General features: G+C 70.6%; 21 protein-coding genes and 2 tRNA genes. 6 read left to right on the top strand and 17 right to left on the bottom strand.

Annotated features, from left to right (window positions below; genetic code table 11):
* Nucleotides 1-121: 121 nt before the first annotated feature.
* On the top strand, nucleotides 122-859 hold the full coding sequence (locus ACHAAC_RS10310) for a GntR family transcriptional regulator (protein WP_435716121.1): 738 nt from the start codon (nucleotides 122-124) through the stop codon (nucleotides 857-859).
* A 9-nt stretch (nucleotides 860-868) separates the two neighbouring features.
* On the opposite strand, the gene ACHAAC_RS10315 is transcribed toward ACHAAC_RS10310, so the two are convergent.
* From ACHAAC_RS10315 to ACHAAC_RS10345, 7 genes are all read right to left on the bottom strand, one after another.
* Complete coding sequence (locus tag ACHAAC_RS10315) at nucleotides 869-1,372, bottom strand: SRPBCC family protein (RefSeq protein ID WP_435716123.1); 504 nt, start codon at nucleotides 1,370-1,372, stop codon at nucleotides 869-871.
* A 1-nt stretch (nucleotide 1,373) separates the two neighbouring features.
* A complete protein-coding gene (locus ACHAAC_RS10320) occupies nucleotides 1,374-1,838 on the bottom strand; it encodes an SRPBCC family protein (RefSeq protein WP_435716125.1) in 465 nt (154 codons plus the stop codon).
* A 21-nt stretch (nucleotides 1,839-1,859) separates the two neighbouring features.
* Nucleotides 1,860-3,116, bottom strand: coding sequence for an esterase/lipase family protein (locus tag ACHAAC_RS10325; RefSeq protein WP_435716127.1), 1,257 nt, complete (start codon nucleotides 3,114-3,116; stop codon nucleotides 1,860-1,862).
* Between the two features lie 158 nt (nucleotides 3,117-3,274).
* Nucleotides 3,275-4,642: a trigger factor gene (tig, locus tag ACHAAC_RS10330; protein WP_435716129.1), complete on the bottom strand. Its 1,368-nt coding sequence runs from the start codon at nucleotides 4,640-4,642 to the stop codon at nucleotides 3,275-3,277.
* 148 nt (nucleotides 4,643-4,790) lie between these two features.
* Nucleotides 4,791-6,425 carry an alkaline phosphatase D family protein gene (locus tag ACHAAC_RS10335; protein WP_435716131.1) on the bottom strand — a complete coding sequence of 545 codons (1,635 nt, stop codon included), beginning with the start codon at nucleotides 6,423-6,425 and terminating at the stop codon, nucleotides 4,791-4,793.
* 108 nt (nucleotides 6,426-6,533) lie between these two features.
* On the bottom strand, nucleotides 6,534-7,457 hold the full coding sequence (bla, locus tag ACHAAC_RS10340; protein ID WP_435716133.1) for a class A beta-lactamase: 924 nt from the start codon (nucleotides 7,455-7,457) through the stop codon (nucleotides 6,534-6,536).
* Between the two features lie 57 nt (nucleotides 7,458-7,514).
* Nucleotides 7,515-7,588 (bottom strand) — tRNA-Pro (locus ACHAAC_RS10345).
* 153 nt (nucleotides 7,589-7,741) lie between these two features.
* On the opposite strand from ACHAAC_RS10345, the gene ACHAAC_RS10350 reads away from it, so the two are divergent.
* Nucleotides 7,742-8,332, top strand: a complete 591-nt coding sequence (locus ACHAAC_RS10350; RefSeq protein WP_435716135.1) for a uridine kinase family protein — start codon at nucleotides 7,742-7,744, stop codon at nucleotides 8,330-8,332.
* 71 nt (nucleotides 8,333-8,403) lie between these two features.
* Nucleotides 8,404-8,480, top strand: a tRNA-Gly gene (locus tag ACHAAC_RS10355).
* Between the two features lie 135 nt (nucleotides 8,481-8,615).
* Here the strand turns inward: ACHAAC_RS10355 and ACHAAC_RS10360 are convergent.
* The 6 genes from ACHAAC_RS10360 to ACHAAC_RS10385 all read right to left on the bottom strand — a co-directional run bounded on the left by ACHAAC_RS10360 (nucleotide 8,616) and on the right by ACHAAC_RS10385 (nucleotide 13,938).
* Nucleotides 8,616-9,716 (bottom strand): PP2C family protein-serine/threonine phosphatase, encoded by a 1,101-nt coding sequence (locus ACHAAC_RS10360; RefSeq protein WP_435716137.1) that lies wholly within the window; start codon nucleotides 9,714-9,716, stop codon nucleotides 8,616-8,618.
* Nucleotides 9,713-10,528, bottom strand: a complete 816-nt coding sequence (locus tag ACHAAC_RS10365) for an Fpg/Nei family DNA glycosylase (RefSeq protein ID WP_435716139.1) — start codon at nucleotides 10,526-10,528, stop codon at nucleotides 9,713-9,715. Before ACHAAC_RS10365 ends, ACHAAC_RS10360 begins: the two co-directional genes overlap by 4 nt.
* A complete protein-coding gene (locus tag ACHAAC_RS10370; RefSeq protein ID WP_435716141.1) occupies nucleotides 10,521-10,979 on the bottom strand; it encodes a ribose-5-phosphate isomerase in 459 nt (152 codons plus the stop codon). The genes ACHAAC_RS10365 and ACHAAC_RS10370 overlap by 8 nt, the downstream gene beginning before the upstream one ends.
* A 61-nt stretch (nucleotides 10,980-11,040) precedes the next feature.
* A complete protein-coding gene (locus tag ACHAAC_RS10375; RefSeq protein WP_435716143.1) occupies nucleotides 11,041-11,937 on the bottom strand; it encodes an alpha/beta hydrolase in 897 nt (298 codons plus the stop codon).
* 232 nt (nucleotides 11,938-12,169) lie between these two features.
* The gene (locus tag ACHAAC_RS10380; RefSeq protein WP_435716145.1) at nucleotides 12,170-12,793 is read right to left on the bottom strand and encodes a mycothiol-dependent nitroreductase Rv2466c family protein; all 624 of its coding nucleotides are present in this window, start codon (nucleotides 12,791-12,793) and stop codon (nucleotides 12,170-12,172) included.
* Nucleotides 12,790-13,938 (bottom strand): glutamate--cysteine ligase, encoded by a 1,149-nt coding sequence (locus ACHAAC_RS10385; protein WP_435716147.1) that lies wholly within the window; start codon nucleotides 13,936-13,938, stop codon nucleotides 12,790-12,792. The genes ACHAAC_RS10380 and ACHAAC_RS10385 overlap by 4 nt, the downstream gene beginning before the upstream one ends.
* A 148-nt stretch (nucleotides 13,939-14,086) precedes the next feature.
* On the opposite strand from ACHAAC_RS10385, the gene pepN reads away from it, so the two are divergent.
* Nucleotides 14,087-16,612, top strand: a complete 2,526-nt coding sequence (gene pepN / locus ACHAAC_RS10390) for an aminopeptidase N (RefSeq protein ID WP_435716149.1) — start codon at nucleotides 14,087-14,089, stop codon at nucleotides 16,610-16,612.
* Nucleotides 16,613-16,668: 56 nt separating this feature from the next.
* Here the strand turns inward: pepN and ACHAAC_RS10395 are convergent, their stop codons facing one another.
* Complete coding sequence (locus tag ACHAAC_RS10395; RefSeq protein ID WP_435716151.1) at nucleotides 16,669-16,950, bottom strand: hypothetical protein; 282 nt, start codon at nucleotides 16,948-16,950, stop codon at nucleotides 16,669-16,671.
* A gap of 49 nt (nucleotides 16,951-16,999) precedes the next feature.
* Between ACHAAC_RS10395 and ACHAAC_RS10400 the strand changes: the two genes are divergently transcribed.
* Together ACHAAC_RS10400 and ACHAAC_RS10405 are read left to right on the top strand one after the other, a co-directional pair.
* The gene (locus ACHAAC_RS10400) at nucleotides 17,000-17,890 is read left to right on the top strand and encodes a mechanosensitive ion channel family protein (RefSeq protein WP_435716153.1); all 891 of its coding nucleotides are present in this window, start codon (nucleotides 17,000-17,002) and stop codon (nucleotides 17,888-17,890) included.
* Nucleotides 17,887-18,264: a globin gene (locus ACHAAC_RS10405; RefSeq protein WP_435716155.1), complete on the top strand. Its 378-nt coding sequence runs from the start codon at nucleotides 17,887-17,889 to the stop codon at nucleotides 18,262-18,264. Before ACHAAC_RS10400 ends, ACHAAC_RS10405 begins: the two co-directional genes overlap by 4 nt.
* Before the next feature lie 12 nt (nucleotides 18,265-18,276).
* On the opposite strand, the gene ACHAAC_RS10410 is transcribed toward ACHAAC_RS10405, so the two are convergent.
* From ACHAAC_RS10410 to ACHAAC_RS10420, 3 genes are read right to left on the bottom strand one after another with little or no spacing between them, the layout of a single operon-like run.
* A complete protein-coding gene (locus ACHAAC_RS10410) occupies nucleotides 18,277-18,993 on the bottom strand; it encodes a hypothetical protein (RefSeq protein WP_435716157.1) in 717 nt (238 codons plus the stop codon).
* A gap of 46 nt (nucleotides 18,994-19,039) precedes the next feature.
* Nucleotides 19,040-19,255, bottom strand: coding sequence for a biotin/lipoyl-binding carrier protein (locus ACHAAC_RS10415; protein ID WP_435716159.1), 216 nt, complete (start codon nucleotides 19,253-19,255; stop codon nucleotides 19,040-19,042).
* Nucleotides 19,252-20,790, bottom strand: coding sequence for an acyl-CoA carboxylase subunit beta (locus tag ACHAAC_RS10420; RefSeq protein ID WP_435716161.1), 1,539 nt, complete (start codon nucleotides 20,788-20,790; stop codon nucleotides 19,252-19,254). The genes ACHAAC_RS10415 and ACHAAC_RS10420 overlap by 4 nt, the downstream gene beginning before the upstream one ends.
* Nucleotides 20,791-20,866: the final 76 nt, after the last annotated feature.

Below are 20,866 nucleotides of genomic sequence, written 5' to 3' on the forward strand. Positions count from 1 at the left end.
CGGGGCCACTGAATGTCAGGACAAGTGGTGTGCGTCACGAGTGTGTGCCAGGTCACGGGATCGTGTCAATAGTTTGTCATGACATCTTGACGTCCTGACGTCGTTGGGCCACAGTTCCCCCATGCCGAGCCCCCGGTTCACGCTCGATCGGTCCAGCCCGGTGCCCCTGTACTTCCAGGTCGCCGAGCAGCTGGAGAGCGCGATCGCTTCCGGGGAGATCGACGCCGGGGAGCGGCTGGACAACGAGATCGCCATGGCTCAGGAGCTCGGCGTCTCCCGTCCCACGATGCGTCAGGCCATCCAGGTGCTCGTGGACAAGGGCATGCTCGTGCGCCGGCGCGGAGTGGGCACGCAGGTCGTGCGCGGGCAGGTCCACCGTCCCGTGGAGCTGACCAGCCTGTTCGACGACCTGTCCGCCCTGGGCCATCAGCCGCACACGAAGGTGCTGTCCCTGGAGCAGGGCGCCGCCTCCGAGGAGCTGGCCGAGCAGCTGCAGGTCTCGCCCCAGGCGCCCGTGTGGTCACTGCGCCGGCTGCGCTCCATCGGCGAGGAGCCCCTCGCCCTCATGCACAACTTCCTGCCCGCCGACGTCGTCGACCTCGGCGGCGTCGACCTCGAGGCCCAGGGCCTGTACGCCCACCTGCGCGACACCGGATTCGTCATCCGTGTCGCCCGCCAGCGCATCAGCGCCCGCGAGGCGCGCGACGAGGAGTCCCAGCTGCTCGACGAGCCGCCGGACGCGCCGCTGCTGACGATGCAGCGCACCGCCTACGACAGCTCCGGACGCGCCGTGGAGTTCGGCCGGCACGCCTACCGTCCGACCCTCTACAGCTTCGACATGACGCTGGTGGACCGCTGAGCGCTCCCGTCAGGCACGGCCCGGCGCCTCGGCCTCGGTCTTGAAGGCGCGGAGCGTCCGCTCGATCCCGTCGCTGAGCTCCACGTCGTGCTGCTGGGACCCTCCCATGAGCCATCGGCCGACCAGGCGCACCACGAGCCCCGCCTCGGGCAGGGCCGAGCGACGCTCGACGACATGCGTCCCACCGTCGGCGCGCGGCGTGAGCTCGTAGGACCACTCCACGTTCGTCGGGCCGACGTGGAAGGCCAGCGCGCCCGAGCCGTCGTGCGTGGGCGGCTTCCATCGGGTGATGCGCGTGGTTGTGGGCCACACGACAGCGCCCTTGCGGTTGAGATTCAACCCCCGGCTGCCGACCCGGGGCTGATCCGTGATGAACATCCGTACCGTCTCGGGGCTTCGCCGGCCCATCGCCTTGAGGTCGGAGACCAGGTCCCACACGACGTCGACCGGGGCAGCGATCTCGATCGCCCCCTCGATCGGCGGAAGACCGCCGACCGGAAACTGTTCCGGCACGTCAGCGACCGCGCTCGACGGTGCTCTTGATCGTGTGCAGGGTCTGCTCGATGCCGGACTGCAGGTCGGTCTCGAAGCTCTCGGTCCCCCCGAGGACGTGCTGGGTCAGCGTGTTGGACAACGACGAGACCCCGTGCGGCGCCGTCCGGTGCTCGGTGAGCCGGGTTCCCGTGGCCGTCGGCTCCAGCTCGTAGGTCCAGACCGTCCCGTTCTCGGCGATCTTGAGGGCGAGCTGCCGCTCGGGCTCGAAGATCTTGACCTCCGAGCGGGTCGGCCAGACCTTCCAGCCCTGCCGGTTGATGTTGATGGTCCGCGTGCCCACGCCGACCTCACCGCCGCGGACGATCATCCTGCGACACTGCGGGCTCCACTCCCCCATCCGCTTGAGGTCGGAGACGACGCTCCAGACCTCGGCCGGCGAGGCGTCGATGTCGATCGAGGCCTCGATGCGTTCACGGTTGACCATGGTGTCCTCTCGGTGGGGTGCTCAACGGACGGCGGGCGCCGCGAGAGCGCGGTCCTGCCGGTGGTCGGCGTCGATCCAGCGGATCAGCCAGTCCCCGACGGCGGGATGGTTCAGCAGGGCGAAGTGGTGCGCGCTCGGGACGTACTCGAAGGTCGCCCCGTCGACGACGGGACCCGTGCGCCCCACCCCGGTGGCGGAGGAGAAGTGCACGAGCAGGTCGCCGAGCACGCTGCTCAGCGGATGCTTCTGCGAGGCACCGAGGGTCGAGGCGATGAAGTGGTACTCGGCGTGGGCGAGCGGCGCGGCCGCGATCCGGTCCAGGCCCCATCGGGCGGTGAGGTCCTGACCCTCCCACTCATCGGTGGAGATGTATCCGTGCCGCAGGTCGACGATGCCGTCCGAGCGGGCGTCGAGGATCGCCCCGAACGGGGTCGACGCGGGCCAGAACCGCAGCACCCGCGACCCCAGGTGGGCGACCTTCTCCAGGTTCGCGCCGGCGTGCGGCGTGCCGAGGCAGACGACGTCGCGCACGAGGTGCTGCCAGGTGGAGCCCTGCGCCGTGGCGTGGTTGGTGGCGGCGCGCGCCACGAGCCCACCCATCGAGTGGCCGACCAGGGTGATGCGGGTGACGCGCGTCGGCCAGGCGTCGACGAGCTGGGCCAGCAGGGCGTCGAGGTGCCGGCCGTTCTCCGAGACGTGCAGACCGGTGTTGTAGCGCACCGTGACGGGGGTGCCGTCGGTCTCGTCCGCGACGCGCTGCAGGTAGGTGGAGCCGCGCACCTTCGACCCGAGCTGCCAGGACTCGTCGTTCTCGCACAGGCCGTGCAGGAAGACCACGAGATGACCGCCGGCGCCGCGGAAGGCGTCGCCGACCTGCCAACGGCTGATCGGGACGTCAACCCCCTCCCGCCGGACGGACATGACGATCGCCTGGGGGTCGTCGAGCATTCGCAGCTCGTCACCGATGAGGCCGTTGACGGCCGACACGACGGTCCGACCGAACTGGCTGGACTCGATCGGCGTGCCGACGCCACGGGCCGAGAGCGCCCGGACCGAGCCGCTGCCGATGCGCAGGACGCCGGACAGGGCGCCGTAGACGGAGGTCGCCACCGCGTCGTGGAGCGACTCGGGCAGGCGTCCACCGATCATGCGCGTCGCGCCGAACGCGCGCGCGGCGGCCGCCCGGTGCACGTCCCGGACCGTGCCGACCACGAGGCGATCGACGTTGTCGAGCGCCAGCGCAGCGACGTCGGTGGTGCGCGCGGGCTCACGGGACATGGCTACATACTGCCGGTATCCGAACCGCTTGTGAACCGGCCCCCCGGAGTTCTTCCTCACGTCTCAGTCTGACCGGCACGGCCCGGGCACCCGGGCACGTCGAAGGAGCGCGCGACGCCCCCACCCGCGGCAGCGGATGGGGGCGTCGTGGGCGTGGCTCAGGACTCGTCGGTGTCGGTGCCTGCGTCCTCGTCCTCGTAGGTGCCGTCGCCGCGGAGCTCGGAGAGCCGCAGGTCGTTGCCGGACTCATCGGTGACGGTGGCACCCTCCACGAGGGAGGCGAGCGCCTTGCCGCGCAGGACCTCCGAGACCATCTCGGGCACGTGGTTGTGCTCCATGATGTGCTGCACGTAGGCGTTCGGGTCCTGCCCGGACTGCTGGGCCCGCTGGATGATGTGCTGGCTGAGCTCGGCGTCCTCGATGCCGATCTCGCCGTCCTTGACCACCTGGTCGAGAACGAACTGGGCGACGATCGAGTCGCGCGTGCGACGCTCGAGCTCGGCCTCGAACTCCTCGGGCGTCTGCTCCTCGTTCTCCAGGTAACCCTCCATCGTCAGGCCGGCCTGGGCGAGCTGCTGCTCGACCTGCTCGCGGCGCGCGCCGAGCTCCTCGGTCACGAGGGTCTCGGGCAGGGGGGCCTCCACGGCACCGATGACCTCGTCGAGGACGAGGTCGCGGGCCTCGTTGGCCTGCTCCATCCGCTTGCCACGCGTGAGGCGCTCGCGGACGTCGGCCGTGAACTCGTCGATCGTGTCGAACTCCGAGGCGGTCTGGACGAACTCCTCGTCCAGCTCGGGCAGGTGGCGCTCCTTGACCTCGACGACCTTGACGGAGACCTCGACGGGCGTGCCCTTGAGCTCGCCCCCGACCAGCTCGGTGGAGAAGGTCGTCTCCTCACCGGCCGAGAGGCCGGTGACGTTCTCGTCCAGGCCCTCGAGCAGGACGCCCGAGCCGACCGTGTACGGCATGCCGTTGGCCTCCGCGCCCTCGATCGCGCTGCCGTCCGCGTCCTTGGCGACGAGGTCGATCGTGATGGCGTCGCCGTCGGCAGCGGGACGCTCCACGTCGGTGGTGGTGGCGAAGCGTTCGCGGAGGGCGTCGATCTGCTCGGTGACGTCGTCCTCGGTGACCTCGGCGTCGGGGACCGAGACCGAGATCGAGGAGAGGTCGGGCAGCGTCAGCTCGGGGCGGACGTCGAGCTCGGCGGTGATCTCGATGTCCTCACCGTCGACGAACTTGGTGAGGTCGATCTCCGGCTGGCCGAGCGGCTGCAGCTCGGTCTCCTCGATCGCCTGGCGGTACCAGTCCGGCAGCGCGGAGTTGACGGCCTCGTCGAGCACGACGGTGCGGCCGATCCGCTGGTCGACGATGGCCGCGGGCACCTTGCCCTTGCGGAAGCCGGGGACCTGGATCTGCGCACCGATGGTCTTGTACGCCTGGTCGAGGTTCGTCTTGAACTCGTCGAACGGCACCTCGATGGTGAGCTTGACCCGGGTCGGGCTCAGGGACTCGGTGGTGCTTCTCACGTGCGGAACTCCTGGGATGGTCTGACGGGGGACTGGGCTGTGAAACTCAGGGCCTGGGTGCGGGCGCTCGCGACGTGGCGGCGCGGCCGCGGCCCGAAGGCGTCGTTCCAGTCTCTCATGCAGACCCCGACGGGCCCGAATCGCGTCGTCAGCCGGGGAGCATCCGCGCCTGCCCGGAGTGGACGCGGCGAGAGGTGAGCAGGTGCGCCCCGGAGTCGGGGTCGCGACGATCGTCCACTGCCCACCACTCCAGCCGGGCCTGGGTCGCAGTGAGCTCGACGATGCTGAAGCCGTGGTCGTCGAGGTTGACGAACTTCGCGTGCGGGTTGACGGTCTGGATCGCCTGCTCCATCGCCAGCGAGACGGTGCGGGCGGCCGTCCCCATGTAGTCGTCGACGTTGTTGCTGGTGACGGCGCTGCACACCAGCTCGGTCGCGACCGGCCGCCCACCGAGCTCGATCTCGTTGCCCCAGGCGGTGTGCACGTCACCGCTGAGGAACAGGACGTCCGCCACCTCGGCGTCGGCGATCCTCTCCAGCAGCCGCCTGCGCTGCGCCGGGTAGCCGTCCCACGTGTCGGAGTTCGGGGTGGCCGCTCCCCAGGTCATCGGGTCGGTGGTGGCCTTGACGGCCAGCTCCTGTCCGCGCGGTCTCGGCGGCATCAGCATCGGCGCCATCATCACGGGGTTCCCGACGAGCTTCCAGCGTGCCGGTGAGCCGAGCAGGGCGTCCGCGAGCCAGCCGTCCTGGGCGCTGCCGGTCATGGTGCGGCCCTCGTCGTGCGTGGCGGGGTCGTCGGGCTCCACGCGCTCGTCGCGATGGCCTCGCAGGTCGAGCATGGCGAGCTCGGCGAGCCGTCCGAAGCGGAAGCTGCGGTGGATGCGCTCGCCGTCGCCGACCTCGACCGTGCCACCCAGGCGTACCGGCATCCACTCGTCGTAGGCGCGGATGGCGGCCTGTCGGCGTTCCAGCCACGGACCTTCGGTGGCGGACTGGTGCTCGAACGCCCCTGCGGGGTGCCAGCCGTCGGCGACCTCGTGGTCGTCCCACGTGACGATCATCGGGAGGTCCGCGTGCAGCTCGCGCAGGTCCGGGTCGGTCTTGTACTGCGCGTGCCGACGGCGATAGTCGTGCAACGACACCGTCTCGCGGGGCGGGTCGTGACGACGCACGTCCTCCCAGTCCGGGCCGTAGGAGTACATCCCGGGCTCGTACTCGTAGAGGTAGTCGCCGAGGTGGACGACGGCGTCGAGATCGTGCGAGCGCAGGTGCCGGTAGGCGCTGAAGTGACCGGCCTGCCAGTTGGCGCACGAGACGATGCCGAGCCGCAGCCGCTGCGGCTCGGCGTCCGTCGCCGGGGCAGTACGGGTGCGGCCGGTGATCATGTCGCGACCGTGGCGGAACCGGTACCAGTACGACGTGTCGGGCTGCAGGCCGTCGGCGTCGACCTTGACCGTGTGATCGCGTTCGATGCCGGTGCGCTCGCGACCGCCGACGTCGACGATGGCGAAGTCCTCGCTGCGGGAGACCTCCCACTCCACGACCACCGACTCCCCGACCCCGGTGCCGGGCTCGGCCTGCGGCGTCGGCGTCACCCGCGTCCAGAGGACGACGGCGTGGGGCAGCGGGTCCCCCGAGGCGAGCCCGTGCTGGAAGCTGTGGTGCCGGGAGGCCGGCGCGGGCGAGGGCATCGCCACCGACGCCACCGCTCCGAGGCCGACGGCGATCCCCAGGCCTCCGAGGACGACGTGACGACGGTCAAGGACGGCGCGTGCGGAGTCCACGGGTCCATTGCGCGCAGCCGGGATTGAACCGACGGGTCGGTGCCCGTGAACGTCGGACGACCGTCGTCGGAAGCCTCGGGCGGGTCGGTCAACGGCGACCCGCGCGGGTCAGGACAGGGCGGAGAGCACGACCTCGGCGGTCGAGGCGACGAGGGCGTCGTCGTAGTCCGCGTCGGGGTCGTTGCGCTCGGTGAGGACGGCGATGACGATCGGCTCGCGATCGGGTGGCAGGACGATGGCGACGTCGTTGCGGATCGCACCGGCCCCGCCGGACTTGTCCAGGACCTCCCATTCCCCGGGTGCTCCCGCCCGGACGAGGGTGTCGCCGGTGGCGTTGCCTGTCATCCACTCCGTCAGGAGCTCACGGTCGGCGTCGTCGAGCCACTCGCCGACCATGATCGCGCGCAGGGCTCCGGCGAAGGCCTCCGGCGTGGTGGTGTCGGCCTCGTCACCGGGCGTCACGGTGTTGAGATCGGGCTCGACGTCGACCACCTCGGTCACGGGGTCGCCGGCCTGCTCCAGCGCCTCGTCGAGTGCCGCCGGACCGCCGAGGTGCTCCAGCACGAGGTTCATGGCGGTGTTGTCGCTGTCGCGCACCGCGGCCTCGGCCAGCTCCCCGAGCGGCATGCCGGTCTCCACGACACCCTCGGTCACCGGCGAGTAGCCCGCGGCCGTGACGTCCTCCTGCGTCCAGGTCACGACGCGCTCCCGCTCGTCGACATCGGTGCCGTCGAGCAGGGCTGCCGCCGCGAACACCTTGAGCGTCGACGCGAAGCCGAACCGCTCCTCCCCGCGGTGGGAGACCGTCCGGTCGTCGCCGAGGTCGACGGCGACGACGCCGACCCGGGCATCGAAGTCGCGCTCGAGCTCCTCCAGCGGAACCGAGACGTCGCTCGTCGGGGTCGGGGGCGGCTCACCGTCGGACTCGCCTGCGCATGCACCGGCGAGGAGGAGGGCGACGAACAGGAGAAGTCGGGCTCGCATGCCGCCCCCGGCGCCGGTGCGGGCGGCGTCGACGCACCTCGTGCTCATGATCTCTTCCCCGTCTCCCGGCGGCCTCGGAGGACCGAAGACCACCTCGCCGATCGGTCGGGATGACAGGATTTGAACCTGCGACCCTCCGCTCCCAAAGCGGATGCGCTACCAAGCTGCGCCACATCCCGGTGCTGCCGAGGCAGCGCGCCGAGTCTAGACCCCCACGGCGACGGCCGGGACCGTCGGCGGCTCCGTGGAACCACCCGCGAGCACTCCGCCGAGGCCGGTCGGACGAGAGCGTGGACCCGTCGGGGCGGTCGCGGGCGGGCTACCGTGTCGCCGTGCCCGTGCTCCCCTTGACCACCGTGGGTGACCTGCTGGACTCGCGCCCGCCGCGAGCGGGAACGACCCGTGTGCTCGCGATCGACGGGCCGAGCGGCTCAGGCAAGACGACGCTCGCGCGTCGCCTGCGCCGGGTCCTGGCCTGCCGCTCCCTCCACATGGACGCCCTCTATCCGGGGTGGGACGGGCTCGACGAGGCGCCCGGGCTGCTGGTGGACCAGGTGCTGCTGCCGCTTGCCGACGGGCGCCCTGCCGCCTACCGCCGGTGGAGCTGGGAGCACCACCGGTGGGCGGAGTCCCACCACGTCCTTCCCGATCCGGTGCTCATCGTCGAAGGGGTGGGCAGTGGGTCACTGGCCTGCGCGCCGTTCCTGTCCGCGGTCGTGTGGATCGAGGCGCCACGGGAGGAGCGGATGCGCCGCGGCATGGAGCGCGACGGCGAGGCCTACCGGCCGCACTGGGAGCGCTGGGCCCGGCAGGAGCAAGCGATGTTCACGGCCGATCGCACCCGCGAGCGGGCCGACATGCGCCTGGACGGTGCTCCGTCGCTCGCGCACGAGGCCGAGCACGAGCTGGTCGTCCTGGACTGACGGGTCCGATCGGGTGGGCGACGGGCGCGTCGTGCTGCTGTGGCATCATGGAGTCGCTGCTGCGGCAGCACGCGGACGTAACTCAATTGGTTAGAGTCTCTGCCTTCCAAGCAGAATGTTGCGAGTTCGAGTCTCGTCGTCCGCTCCACTTCTCCACCGCGCAGCGGTCTCCCAGGGGAGCGGACGCGTCACTCATGGGCCCCACCACCGCGCCGAAGGCGCCCCGCGAGGGATCGTCGTCCGCTCTCTCACCGCGAAGCGGATCCCTGCCACGAGGTGCCGCTCAGGCCTCGCGACTGAGCACCAGGACCGCCCGGTCGTCGTCTTGGCCCCGCACCTGGTCGATGATGCGTCGCGCCGCCCCGTCGACCCCCTCGGCCATCGCCAGCGTCGCGATCCCACGCAGCCACTCGACCCCCTCGTCGATGTCCCGGTCGCGCGTCTCGACGATCCCGTCGGTGTAGAACAGCAGCGACTCCCCCACGGCGAGCACGCCCGTGGTGTGGTGGAACTCCGGTCGTGGCAGCAGGCCGAGGGCAACGCCTCGAGCTGTGTCGATCTCCCACTCCTCGCCGGTCCAGTGCAGTGCGGGCGGATGGCCGGCGCTGATGATCGAGTACGTTCCGGTCTCCAGGTCGATGATGACGTGCACCGCGGTGGCGAAGCCCTCCTCCCACTCCTGGCGCACCAGGTAGTCGTTCGCCGCGGCGAAGAGGCCCTGGGGCGGAAGGGCGCCGATGAGGCCACCGAGGGCGCCGGCGAGCTGCAACGACTGGGTCCCGGCCGCCACGCCCTTGCCGCACACGTCCACGAGGATCATCTCCAGCGTGCGCTGGTCGTCGGAGAGGTTGGCGACGAGGAAGTCGCCGGAGAACTTGGCGCCACCCGCGGACAGCATCGCCGACTGCGAGGTCCAGCCCCGTGGCAGTGCCGGCACGACTCCCTGCGCCTGCAGCCGGTTGTTCAGGTCGACGAGCATCGCCTCCCCGATCTGGCCGGGCAGGCCGCTACGACGGCGTCCCGCGTCGACGAGCACGACCACCGCGACGACCGCCACCGACACGAGCGTGCTGATCCGCCCCGGAGTCATCCCGGCATCGAGCGTCGCCAGGGTCACGGAGATGGCGATGAGGACGGCGCACACGAGGACGAGGGTTCCGAGCGGCCGGTACCTGAGCGTCAGTGACCCGAGCAGCATCGGGACGACGAAGGAGGCCGCCGGGACGGTGTTGTAGGAGACGATCGACGCGATGAAGATGGCCACCGAGAAGGCGAGGAGGATGCCGAGGGCGGCTGACTGACCCTCCGAGGTGCCGGTGCGCCAGCGCAGGAAGCGATCGTCAATGTAGCCCGCGACGCTGGGCATCAGTCGTCGCAAGGTCATTTGCGCACTGTATCGGCGGCTTGGCACCCAGGGCACCAGAACAGGTTGCGTCCGGAGAGAACGCTCGCGAGCACCGTCGTGCCACACACGCGACACGGCTCCCCCGCACGGCGGTAGACGTAGGAGCGTCGCTCCCGCGGCCGACGTCGGCCGGGGTCGTCCTCGGCGCGGAGGGTCTCGATGCGGCCGGTGCGCACGCCGACCCGCATCAGCGAGCGCAGGTCCTCCCACATCGAGAGCCAGACGTCGTGGGCAAGCTCGCGACCCGGGGTGAGCGGGTCGACTCCGTGGCGGAACAGCAGCTCGGCCCGGTAGACGTTGCCGATGCCCGCCACCACGGACTGGTCCATGACCAGCGCCGCGATCGGCGAGCGCGATGCCGAGATCCGGCGCCAGGCTCGCTCCGGGTCGGCCCGACGGCGCAAGGGGTCCGGGCCGAGGCGCGCCAACAGCGCGTCGACCTCGTCGGGGAGCATCAGCTCGCACGCCGTGGGGCCACGCAGGTCGCCGACCGATCCCTCGCCCACGAGCCGCCACCGCACCTGTCCCACTGCCTCCGGCACGTCGTCGCCGACCTTCTGGAACCGGAACGCGCCGTACAGCCCGAGGTGGACGTGGACCTGGCCACCAATGCCGTCGAAGCCCACCAACAGGTGCTTGCCCCACGCCTCGGCCGAGGTGAGGACACGGCCGTCAAGGAGTGCAGCGGTCTCGGAGAATCGCCCCTGTGGGCTGCTGGAGCGGACCTCTGCGCCGTCCAGGTGGCGCCGGATGGTCCCGGCGAGCCGGTGGAGCGTGTGTCCCTCAGGCAATATCGCCGGTCGTCTCGTACTCGGCCAGCATGTCGATGCGGCGCTGGTGGCGCTCGGCGCCGCTGAAGGCGGTGGTCAGGAAGGCCTCGACGATGGCGATGGCCTCGTCCTCGGAGTGCATCCGTCCGCCCACCGCGACGACCTGGGCGTCGTTGTGCTCACGCGCCAGCCTGGCGGTCTCGGTGCTCCACGCCAACGCGGCCCGCGCCCCGGTGACCTTGTTGGCCGCCATCTGCTCACCGTTGCCGGATCCACCGATGACCACGGCCAGCGATCCCGGCTCGCCCACGGCGCCGAGGGCAGCGGCGATGCAGAACGGGGGGTAGTCGTCGTCGGCGTCGTACTCGTGCGCTCCGTGGTCCACGGGCTCGTACCCATTCTCACGCAACCACCGGGCGAGACGGTCCTTCAGCTCGAGTCCGGCATGGTCGGTGCCCAGGTGAACGCGCATGGCCCCAGTGTCCCAGAGCGCGCCGCCCGTGCTCGATCAGGCTCGTCGTCCGAGACCCGGCTCAGGAGTCGCGACGCGCCCGAGCGGCATCGAGCCAGGCGCCCACCAGGACCACGAGTGCCCGAGCCGCGTCGAACCGGTCCGGCTGGCGCCAGAACGAGTGCACCATGCCCAGGCTCCGGTGGGCGGTCACGTCGACACCGGCCGTCGCCAGGGCCGCAGCGAGCTCCTCACCCTGGTCGCGCAGGAGGTCGTGCTCGCACGTGGTCAGGAAGGTCGGCGGCAGACCGGAGAGCGTCGGTGCCCGCAGGACGCTCACCTCCGGGTGGTCGCCGACCTCACCAGGGGCGTACGCCTCCCAGAGCCACTGCAACTGCCCGATCGAGAGCGCACCGTTGGACTCCCCCGTCGGCAAGTCAGCCCGGCGGTCCGTCGGCGGGTACAGCAGGGCCAGGGCGTCGAGCGCGGCGGCGTCCCGCACGGCGAGGCCGGCGAGGAGGTTGGCACCGGAGGAGTCACCGATGCCCGGGAGCCACGCGGAGTCCACCCGATGCTCGCGGCCGTGCTCGCGCAGCCACCGACAGGCCCGCTCGACGTCGTCCAGCCCGGCAGGGAACGGGTGCTCCGGGGCGAGCCGGTAGTCCACGGCCAGCAGGGCCCAGCCGGTGACGTGCGCGAGGTGCCGGCAGAACACGTCGTGGGTCTCGAGGTCGTGGAAGACCCAGCCGCCACCGTGCACGTACAGCGCGACGGGAGCTCCGAGACGGGGACGGTAGAGCCGGCAGGGCACCCCGTCCGCCACCAGGTCCACGACGTAATCCAGCCCGACGCGCGGCTCCTGCATCGCCGCCTGTCGGGCCTGCACGCGGGAGGCCGCGACCTCCTCGAGCGAGGCCGGGGCGGGCGCTTCCGGACCGAGGTCGTCCAGCAGGGCGCGAGCCTGGGGATGCAGGGCCATGGTCCAAAGACTAGGCGTCGGCGGGGCCGAGCGGGGAGGGTCGACCGGTTTCCCAGCATGGTGCCTCAGCCACCCCACACCGCCAGTCCCGAGACGCTGCCCCGACCTACCCGACCTACCCGACCTACCCGAGCTCATCGGTGCACCAGCAACCCAAAGATCGCTCATACGGTTGCTGACGCACCGGCCCACGCGGGCCGCGGACCGGTGCGTGACGGTGAGCGGACCGTGATCAGTCGAAGATCGGGTCGCGGTCGCGGGAGCGCTTGAGCTCGTAGAACCCGTCGTACCCGGCCAGCAGACGAGCGCCGTCGAACACGCGGCCGGCGTCCTCACCCTTGGGTGCGGGGGAGAACACGGGACCGAAGAAGGCGACGCCGCCGACGGAGATGACGGGTGTCCCGACCTCCTTGCCGACGCGATCGATGCCTCCGTCGTGCGACGTGCGGACGGCGTCGTCGAGGGACTCGTCATCCGCGGCATCGGCCAGCTCGATCGGCAGACCGACCTCGGCCAGCACCTCCTCGTACAGCTCACGGGAGAAGTCGCGGCCCTCCGGGTGCTTCTTGGTGCCGATGGCCGTGTAGTAGGACCGGAGCGCCTCCTGGCCGTGCTGCTGCTCGATCGCGATGGCCAGCCGGACCGGGCCCCAGCCACGCTTGATCATCTCGCGGTACTCCTCGGGCACGTCCTGGTCCTCGTTGAGGACCGAGAGGCTCATGACGTGGAAGACGGTGCGCACGTCGCGGACCTTCTCCACCTCGAGCATCCAGCGTGACGTCATCCACGCCCACGGGCACAGCGGGTCGAACCAGAAGTCGACGGTCTCGGTCTCGGTGCTCTGATCGTTGCTCATGGTGTGGTCAACACCGGCCGGCCCGCGCGCATTTCCGCCACGAGCGAGGCCACCACCGCGTCGAGCCGTCCACCGTTGGCCTCGGCGACGCGGCGCTGCCGCACGTAGGACGGGCCGTACCGCACGATCTGCTCGACGTCGGCGAGCTCCTCGGAGCAGCCGAGCCGTTCCGCCACCGGAGCGAGACGCTCCAGCAGCTGCGTGAGGTCGGCGGTCACGAGGTCCTCGCGGGCCTGCTCGTCCAGGATGAGCCAGGAGTCGATGCCGTAGCGCGCCGAGCGCCACTTGTTCTCCTGGGCGAACCATGGCGGCAGGTCCGGCAAGGGGTTCCCGGCATCGAGCTCCGATGAGAAGTACTCCACCAGGCAGTGCGTGAGCGCCGAGGTGGCGAGCAGCTCCTGCATCGTGGGGATCCCGTCGCACACCCGCACCTCGAGGGTCCCGAACTTCGGGGAGGGCCGCAGGTCCCAGCGGATCTCGTCGAAGATGTCGATGACGCCGGTGGTGGTGAGGTCCTGCACGTAGTGCTCCAGCTCGGACCACTGCTGGAAGTGGAACGGCAGGCCCGCCGTTGGCAGCTGCTGGAACATGAGGGCCCGGTTGGACGCGTACCCGGTCTCCTTGCCACCCCAGAACGGCGACGAGGCGCTGAGCGCCTGCAGGTGCCCGTAGTAGGCGAGCATCGCGTTGCTGATGGGCAGGACCTTGTCGCGGTCCTCGATCCCCACGTGCACGTGGACGCCGTAGATGAGCATCTGGCGTCCCCACCACTGGGTCCGGTCGATGAGCGTGGCGTAGCGCTCCTGGTCCGTGACCTTCTGGTTGTCCCAGCGGGCGAAGGGGTGCGTCCCGGCGGACATCAGCTCGACGCGCAGGGGGTCGGTGACGGTGCGGATCTCATCGATCGCGCGCTGCAGGTCCGCCCCCGCCTCGGCCACCGTGCGGCGCACCCCGGAGACCACCTCGACGGTGTTCAGGAGCAGCTCCTGGCGGATCGCGGGATGCTGCCCGCCGCCGGGCGGCGCGACGGCCTCGAGCACCGTCTCAGCGACCTGCCGCAGGTCGCCGGAGTCCGCGTCGACGAGCGCCAGCTCCCACTCGATGCCGACCGAGGACCGCTCGGACCTGGCGAACGGAATCTCCATGCCTCCATCCTGCCCGACACCGAGATCTCCGCCGTGTCGACGCCATCACCCGTCTCGCTCCCTCGGCGTCGACGCCCTCCAGCGGGGCCGTTCCGCACGCCGCCGACACGACATCGCCACCGTCGGCGCCGCGTGAAAGAGTGACGCCATGCCCGGAACCAACCTCACTCGGGACGAGGCCGCCGAGCGCGCCGCCGTCGTCTCCACGGACTCCTACGTCATCGAGCTCGACCTCACTACCGGTCCGGAGCGCTTCGGCTCCGTCACGACGCTGCGCTTCGGCGCCGTCCCGGGCTCGTCCAGCTTCGCGGACCTCGTCGACGCCGAGATCTCCTCCGTCACGCTCAACGGCGTGTCCCTGGACCCGGCCACCTACGCCGACAGCCGGCTCCCGCTCCCCGACCTGCAGGCCGAGAACGAGCTGCGCGTCGAGGCGACGTGCGCGTACTCACGCTCCGGCGAGGGCCTGCACCGCTTCGTGGACCCCGTCGACGAGCGCGTCTACCTCTACACACAGTTCGAGGTGCCGGATGCTCGTCGCGTCTTCGCCACCTTCGAGCAGCCCGACCTCAAGGCCACCTTCGAGTTCCACGTCACGGCGCCCGCGCAGTGGCAGGTCGTCTCCAACGCCCCCACGCCCGAGCCGGAGGCACACGGCGAGTCCGCGGTGTGGCACTTCGCGCCCACCAAGGTGATGTCCACGTACATCACCGCGCTCGTCGCCGGTGAGTACCACGTGGTCCGCGACACGTACTCCGGCTCCTACGAGGACATCCCGCTCGGGGTGTTCTGCCGGCAGTCGCTCGTGGAGCACCTCGACGCCGACGACATCCTGCTCATCACCAAGCAGGGCTTCGCGTTCTTCGAGGACGCCTTCCAGATGGGGTACCCGTTCGGCAAGTACGACCAGCTCTTCGTGCCGGAGTACAACATGGGCGCGATGGAGAACGCTGGCTGCGTCACCTTCCGCGACGAGATGATCTTCCGGAGCCGGCAGACCGTCGCCGCGTACGAGAGCCGCGCCAACACGATCCTGCACGAGATGGCGCACATGTGGTTCGGCGACCTCGTCACGATGAAGTGGTGGGACGACCTGTGGCTCAACGAGTCGTTCGCGGAGTGGGCGGCCCACTACTCCTCCGTGGAGGCGACCCGCTTCACGCAGGCCTGGACCGGTTTCACCAACAGCCGCAAGAACTGGGCCTACCGGCAGGATCAGCTCCCCTCGACGCACCCCATCGCCGCTGACAACCACGACCTGCACGCCGTGGAGGCGAACTTCGACGGCATCACCTACGCCAAGGGCGCCTCGTCGCTCAAGCAGCTCGTGGCCTGGGTGGGCGCCGAGGACTTCCTCGCAGGCCTGCGTGCCTACTTCGCCAAGCACGCCTACGGCAACACCACCCTGCAGGACCTGCTGGTGGAGCTGGAGCAGGCCTCCGGACGCGAGCTCGACTCGTGGGCCGCGGAGTGGCTGCAGACGTCCGGCGTCAACACGCTGCGTGCCCGGTTCGAGACCGCGGTGCCCGAGGGAGGGGGAGATGACGCCTTCACCTCCTTCGTCGTCGAGCAGAGCGCCATCGACGCCTACCCCACCCTGAGGCGACACCGGATCGCGATCGGCCTGTACGACCGCGTGGACGGTCGGCTCCTGCGCACGGGCCGCGTCGAGACCGACGTGCGCGACGGTGAGACCGAGGTGACCGACCTCGTCGGCACCCGTCAGCCGGATCTGGTGCTGCTCAACGACGACGACCTCACCTACGCCAAGATCCGTCTCGACGAGCGGTCCTTCGCGACGCTGCTGGAGAGCATCGCCACGTTCGAGGAGTCCCTGCCGCGCGCGCTGTGCTGGGGCTCGGCATGGGACATGACCCGCGACGCCGAGCTGGACTCGGCGGACTTCGTCTCCCTCGTCCTGGCGGGCGTGGGGTCCGAGACCGACCTCACGGCCGTCGGCTCATTGCTGCGCCAGGGTCAGAGCGCGGTCAACCTGTTCACCAGCGAGGCCGATCGTCCGGCCCTGGCAGAGCGCTGGGTGGCCGGCCTCAAGGATCTGGTGGAGTCGGCCGAACCGGGAAGTGACCACCAGCTCGCGCTCGTGCGTGCGTTCGCGGCGGCCGCGACGTCGCCGGATGACCTGCAGACGCTGCTCGACGGCGGCCTGCAGGGGCTGAGCGTGGACACCGACCTGCGGTGGAGCCTGGTCACCGGCCTCGCCCGCATCGGCGCGATCGACGAGGACGAGATCGCCGCCGAGCTGGCGAGCGACCGCACCATCTCCGGGCAGGAGCGTGCCGCGTCGGCCCGCGCCATCCGTCCGAGCGCCGAGGCCAAGGAGGCGGCGTGGCAGGCCGTCGCGGTGGACTCCTCGACGCCCAACGAGACTCGCCGCCAGACGGCCGTGGCGTTCCAGGTCAGCGGCCAGGCCGACGTGCTGGAGCCGTTCGTGGACCGCTACCTCGAGCTGGCCGAGACGATCATCGAGGACCAGGGCGTGTGGATCGGGCAGGTCGCCCTCGTCTACCTGTTCCCGCTGGCGAACCCGTCGCAGTCCACGCTCGCCAAGGTCGACGCCTGGCTGGGCTCGACCTCCGCGACGGCGGCTGCCAAGCGCTATGTCAGCGAGGGTCGCGACGACCTCGCCCGGGCACTGCGCGCGCAGCAGGCCTGAGCCCCTCGGACGAGACCGGTCCCGCGAGTCCGTGGGACCGGTGAAGTCCGGATCGCTCAGTGCTGGACCGGAGCGTTGCCTGACGTGGTCTCCAGATCCGTGCCCGGCTGGGGCGGGACGTAGTTGTTGCGCGCCGTCAGCAGGCCGAACAGCGAGATCAGCACGAACAGACCCACGGTGCTGCCCACGAAGAGCACGCCGATCTCGAGGTAGGACCGTTCCGGCGCCCCGGGCCAGTCGCCGCCGACGGGTGAGTCCGCCAGCGCCGAGGATGCCGAGAGGACCAGCCACGCGACCAGGGTTCCGAGGAGGGTGACGATCCGCACAGGAGCCTTCATGGGCATTATCGTATCCGCCCGTAGGCTGGAGACCATGTTGGGTCTTGACGTGAATCTGCCCGCCTCGTGGACCTGGGAGGTCCTCATCGAGGCCGGCACGCAGCTCGTGCTGATCCTCGTCCTCGCACTGGTGATTCGCTGGCTCGCGGGACGAGGCATTCGGCGCGTCGTTCGTCGGGCGATGCATGGCGGCAACGGCGGCCCCTTCGGCGGCACCCGGGCCGCGGAGAGCCTGCGGGACCGCCGACCAGGAGCGGGTGAGCGGCGCAAGCAGCGCGCCCAGGCCCTGGGCGACCTGCTTAGCTCCGTCGTGACGCTCGTGATCGCCGGCGTCACGCTGGTGATGCTGCTGGGCGTGGCCGGGGTGCCCATCGCACCCCTGCTCACCAGCGCGGGCATCCTGGGCATCGCGCTCGGCTTCGGCGCCCAGACGCTCGTCAAGGACTACCTCGCGGGCATCTTCATGATCCTGGAGGACCAGTACGGCGTCGGCGACTGGATCGACCTCGGCGAGGGCTCGGGCGAGGTCGAGTCCGTCAGCCTGCGTGTGACGCGGCTGCGCGACACCGACGGCACCGTCTGGTACGTCCGCAACGGCGAGGTCCTGCGTGTGGGCAACCAGAGCCAGGGCTGGGCCCGATCGGTCCTCGACGTCACCGTGGCCTACGAGACCGACCTGGACCTCGCCCAGCAGGTCCTGGCCCAGGAGGCCCACGCCATGTTCGAGGACCCGGACTACCAGGGCATCATCCTGGAGGAGCCGGCCGTCTGGGGCGTGAACGACCTCGCCAAGGACGGTGTCGTGCTGCGCGTGGCCATCAAGACCGCACCGCTGCAGCAGTGGGCCACCACGCGCGCCCTGCGCGAGCGCGTCAAGAACGGCTTCGACCGCGAGGGCATCCGCATCCCGACGTCCCTCCTGACGGAGACCACCCCGTGACCGCGACCTTCTACGAGGAGATCGGTGGCCGAGCCACGATCGAGCGCATCGTGCAGGTCTTCTACGAGGGCGTCGCCGGCGACGACCTGCTGCGCCCGATGTACCCCGAGGAGGACCTCGCTCCGGCCGCCGAGCGCTTCACGATGTTCCTCGAGCAGTACTGGGGTGGACCGACCAGCTACAGCGAGCAGCGTGGGCACCCGCGCCTGCGGATGCGTCATGCCCCGTTCCCGGTGGACCAGGCGGCCCGCGACCGCTGGCTGGTGCACTTCCGGGCCGGGCTCGACGCGGCCGACCTCGACGCCGAGCACGACGCCCAGTTCTGGGCGTACGTGCAGCACGCCGCGACGTTCATGGTCAACACGCCGTCCTGACGGAACGGGCGGTCAGTCGGTGGCAACGACGTGGGGCAGCAGCTCGGCGCGCTCGTCGGCGTCGAGACGCCGGGACGTCTGCTTCTCCTGGTCGAACCCGACGAGCACCGCCTCGGCCTCGCCGTGGGCTCCGTCCTCCACCGAGGATCGCAACGTCAGCGAGGCCCCGCCGAGGCGCACGATGTCGGTCCTGACGGCGTAGGGCTCCTCTCGCCACACCATCGGCGCTGCAGGACGCACCGTCACTCGGCCGACCACGAATCGCCCGGGCGACAGTTTCGAGAGCGCTCGGGAGATGCGATGGATGCGCGCCTCCTGCGAGTACTCGAACAGCTTCGTCAGCGTGGCGGCGCCGTCAGCGGCGACGTCGCTGCGTCGGACCTTCAGCGGGTACGGCTCGTCGTCGAGCGAGCGCGGAGCGTTGTGCACGCCCGGCTCGCCGCGCCGCAGCACGACGAGGCAGAAGACCGTGTCACCCGCTCCCGCGGACCCGATCGTCAAGCGAACCTCGTCGTCCTCGACGGCCGACTCGACCACGACGGGCGCGCTGCTCAGCAGCAGAGGTCGGCGGAACTCCACGCTCGCCTCGGCCACGGGGCCGGGTTCGAGCCGGCCGGACTGCTCCAGCTCAGCCACGGCCTCCATGGCGTAGTCCACGTAGACGACGTTGTTGACGTGGCCCAGCTGGTCGAGGTCGGCCCAGCGCATGGGCAGGTGGTGGATCGGCACTCGCCGATGCTCTCAGAGCGTCGATGCCGAACGACCGGCCACCCGCTCAGGAGATGACGACGAGGACGTCGCCCTCCTGGACGATCTGGCCCTCTTCGACGAGCACCTCCGAGACCGTTCCGGCCTCAGGAGCGTGCACCGGGATCTCCATCTTCATGGACTCCAGCACGGCGAGGACGTCACCCTTGGCGACCTCCGCCCCGGGCTGGGTCAGGAGCTTCCAGACGTTGGAGACGACGTCGGCGCGAGCCTCGACGCTCATGCGTCCGCGGGGGTGAGGACGCGCAGGGCGTCGACCATGCGCTGGCGGGTCTCCTCGGGATGGATGACGTCGTCGAGGATGCCGGCCTCGGCCGCCAGGTAGGGCCGGGCGACGTTCTCGCGGTACTCGCTGGCGAGCTCGTCGCGCAGCGCCTCGGGATCCTCGGCGTCACGCAGCGCACGACGGTGCAGCAGAGCCACCGCTCCCCCGGGGCCCATCACGGCGATCTCCGCGCCAGACCAGGCCCAGGTGAAGTCCGCACCGAGCGAGCGGGCGCCCATGGCGATGTAGGCGCCGCCGTAGGCCTTGCGGACGACGACCGTGAGCACGGGCGACGTGGCCTCGACGTAGGCACGCAGCATCGTGGCGCCCTGGGTGATGACCCCGCGCCCCTCCTCGACCGTGCCGGGCAGGAAGCCGGGCACGTCGACGAAGGTCAGGACGGGCAGGTCGTAGCGGGCGCAGAAGTCCACGAACCGCGAGATCTTGACCGACGCCTTGGCGTCGAGGATGCCGCCACGACGCATCGGCTGGTTGGCGACGATGCCGACGGGCCGTCCGTCCATGCGGGCCAGCATGGTGATGACGCTCGGCGCGTGCTCGGGGCTGAGCTCGAGGCGACCGCTGCCGTCCTCGTCGGCATCGAGGATGCCGTCGAGGACCTCGTGCATGTCGAAAACGATGCTGGACTTGTCCGGGACGACGTGGGGCAGTCGCTCCACGGCGGCCTCGGTGGCCGGTCGGGCCGGCAGCACTCGCGGGGACCCACCGACGCGAGAGGGCAGGAAGGAAAGCAGTCGGCGGGCGGAGTCCAGGGCCTCATCCTCGGTCTCGACCTCCAGGTGGGCCACGCCGCTCGTGCGCGTGTGCATGCCCGAGCCGCCGATCTCGTCGGCGGTGGCGTCCTCACCGGTGGCGGCGCGGACGATCTCCGGGCCGGTCAGGAACATCTGCGCCTGGTCCTTGACCATGATGGTCCAGTCGGTCAGGGCCGGCGAGTAGGCCGCGGCTCCGGCACACGGGCCGAGGATGACCGAGATCTGGGGGATCTTGCGGCTGGCCAGGACGTTGAGGGTGAAGATCCCTCCGCAGCCGTGCAGAGCGTGGATGCCGTCGTGGATCCGGGCGCCACCGGAGTCGTTGATGTAGACGATGGGATGCCCACGATCGAGCGCGAGCTTCTGGGCCCGCTGCACCGTCTCGGCGAAGACCGCGCCGATCGCGCCGGAGGCGACGGCGGCGTCGTGGCTCGCGACGACGACGGGTCGTCCATCGATGAGTCCCCAGCCGATGACGACACCAGTTCCCCCCGTCGAGCCGGCCGTGCGCAACGGCCCGATCTCGACGAAGGTCCCGGCGTCCAGCAGCAGCTCAGCGCGCTCCCTGGCGGTGTGGCTGCGACGCCCCCTCGGCTCCACCCGTGCCGTACGTTCCTGACGTCGCTGCGCGAGGACGTCACGATGGCCTGCTGCGTGAGCAGGCGCCGCGGCGTCGTGCGTGGCGGTGTCGTGGGTGGTGGTGTCGAGCTGGGTCATGCCATCTCCCTCGAACGATTGATCCCCAAAACATGAGGAGATCCTCAACTATACACGAAGATGAGGAACCCCTCAT

The organism is Aeromicrobium sp. CF4.19 (assembly GCF_051262555.1).
Classification (GTDB): Bacteria; Actinomycetota; Actinomycetes; order Propionibacteriales; family Nocardioidaceae; genus Aeromicrobium.

Bases quoted from the DNA above. Each gene is read 5' to 3' on its own strand.
- ACHAAC_RS10360 (WP_435716137.1), bottom strand. From the start codon at position 9,716: ATGACCTTGCGACGACTGATGCCCAGCGTCGCGGGCTACATTGACGAT.
- bla (WP_435716133.1), bottom strand. From the start codon at position 7,457: ATGAGCACGAGGTGCGTCGACGCCGCCCGCACCGGCGCCGGGGGCGGC.
- ACHAAC_RS10420 (WP_435716161.1), bottom strand. From the start codon at position 20,790: ATGACCCAGCTCGACACCACCACCCACGACACCGCCACGCACGACGCC.
- ACHAAC_RS10415 (WP_435716159.1), bottom strand. From the start codon at position 19,255: ATGAGCGTCGAGGCTCGCGCCGACGTCGTCTCCAACGTCTGGAAGCTC.
- ACHAAC_RS10320 (WP_435716125.1), bottom strand. From the start codon at position 1,838: ATGGTCAACCGTGAACGCATCGAGGCCTCGATCGACATCGACGCCTCG.
- ACHAAC_RS10375 (WP_435716143.1), bottom strand. From the start codon at position 11,937: ATGGCCCTGCATCCCCAGGCTCGCGCCCTGCTGGACGACCTCGGTCCG.
- ACHAAC_RS10325 (WP_435716127.1), bottom strand. From the start codon at position 3,116: ATGTCCCGTGAGCCCGCGCGCACCACCGACGTCGCTGCGCTGGCGCTC.
- ACHAAC_RS10370 (WP_435716141.1), bottom strand. From the start codon at position 10,979: ATGCGCGTTCACCTGGGCACCGACCATGCCGGACTCGAGCTGAAGGAC.
- ACHAAC_RS10385 (WP_435716147.1), bottom strand. From the start codon at position 13,938: ATGGAGATTCCGTTCGCCAGGTCCGAGCGGTCCTCGGTCGGCATCGAG.
- ACHAAC_RS10310 (WP_435716121.1), top strand. From the start codon at position 122: ATGCCGAGCCCCCGGTTCACGCTCGATCGGTCCAGCCCGGTGCCCCTG.
- ACHAAC_RS10380 (WP_435716145.1), bottom strand. From the start codon at position 12,793: ATGAGCAACGATCAGAGCACCGAGACCGAGACCGTCGACTTCTGGTTC.
- ACHAAC_RS10395 (WP_435716151.1), bottom strand. From the start codon at position 16,950: ATGAAGGCTCCTGTGCGGATCGTCACCCTCCTCGGAACCCTGGTCGCG.
- pepN (WP_435716149.1), top strand. From the start codon at position 14,087: ATGCCCGGAACCAACCTCACTCGGGACGAGGCCGCCGAGCGCGCCGCC.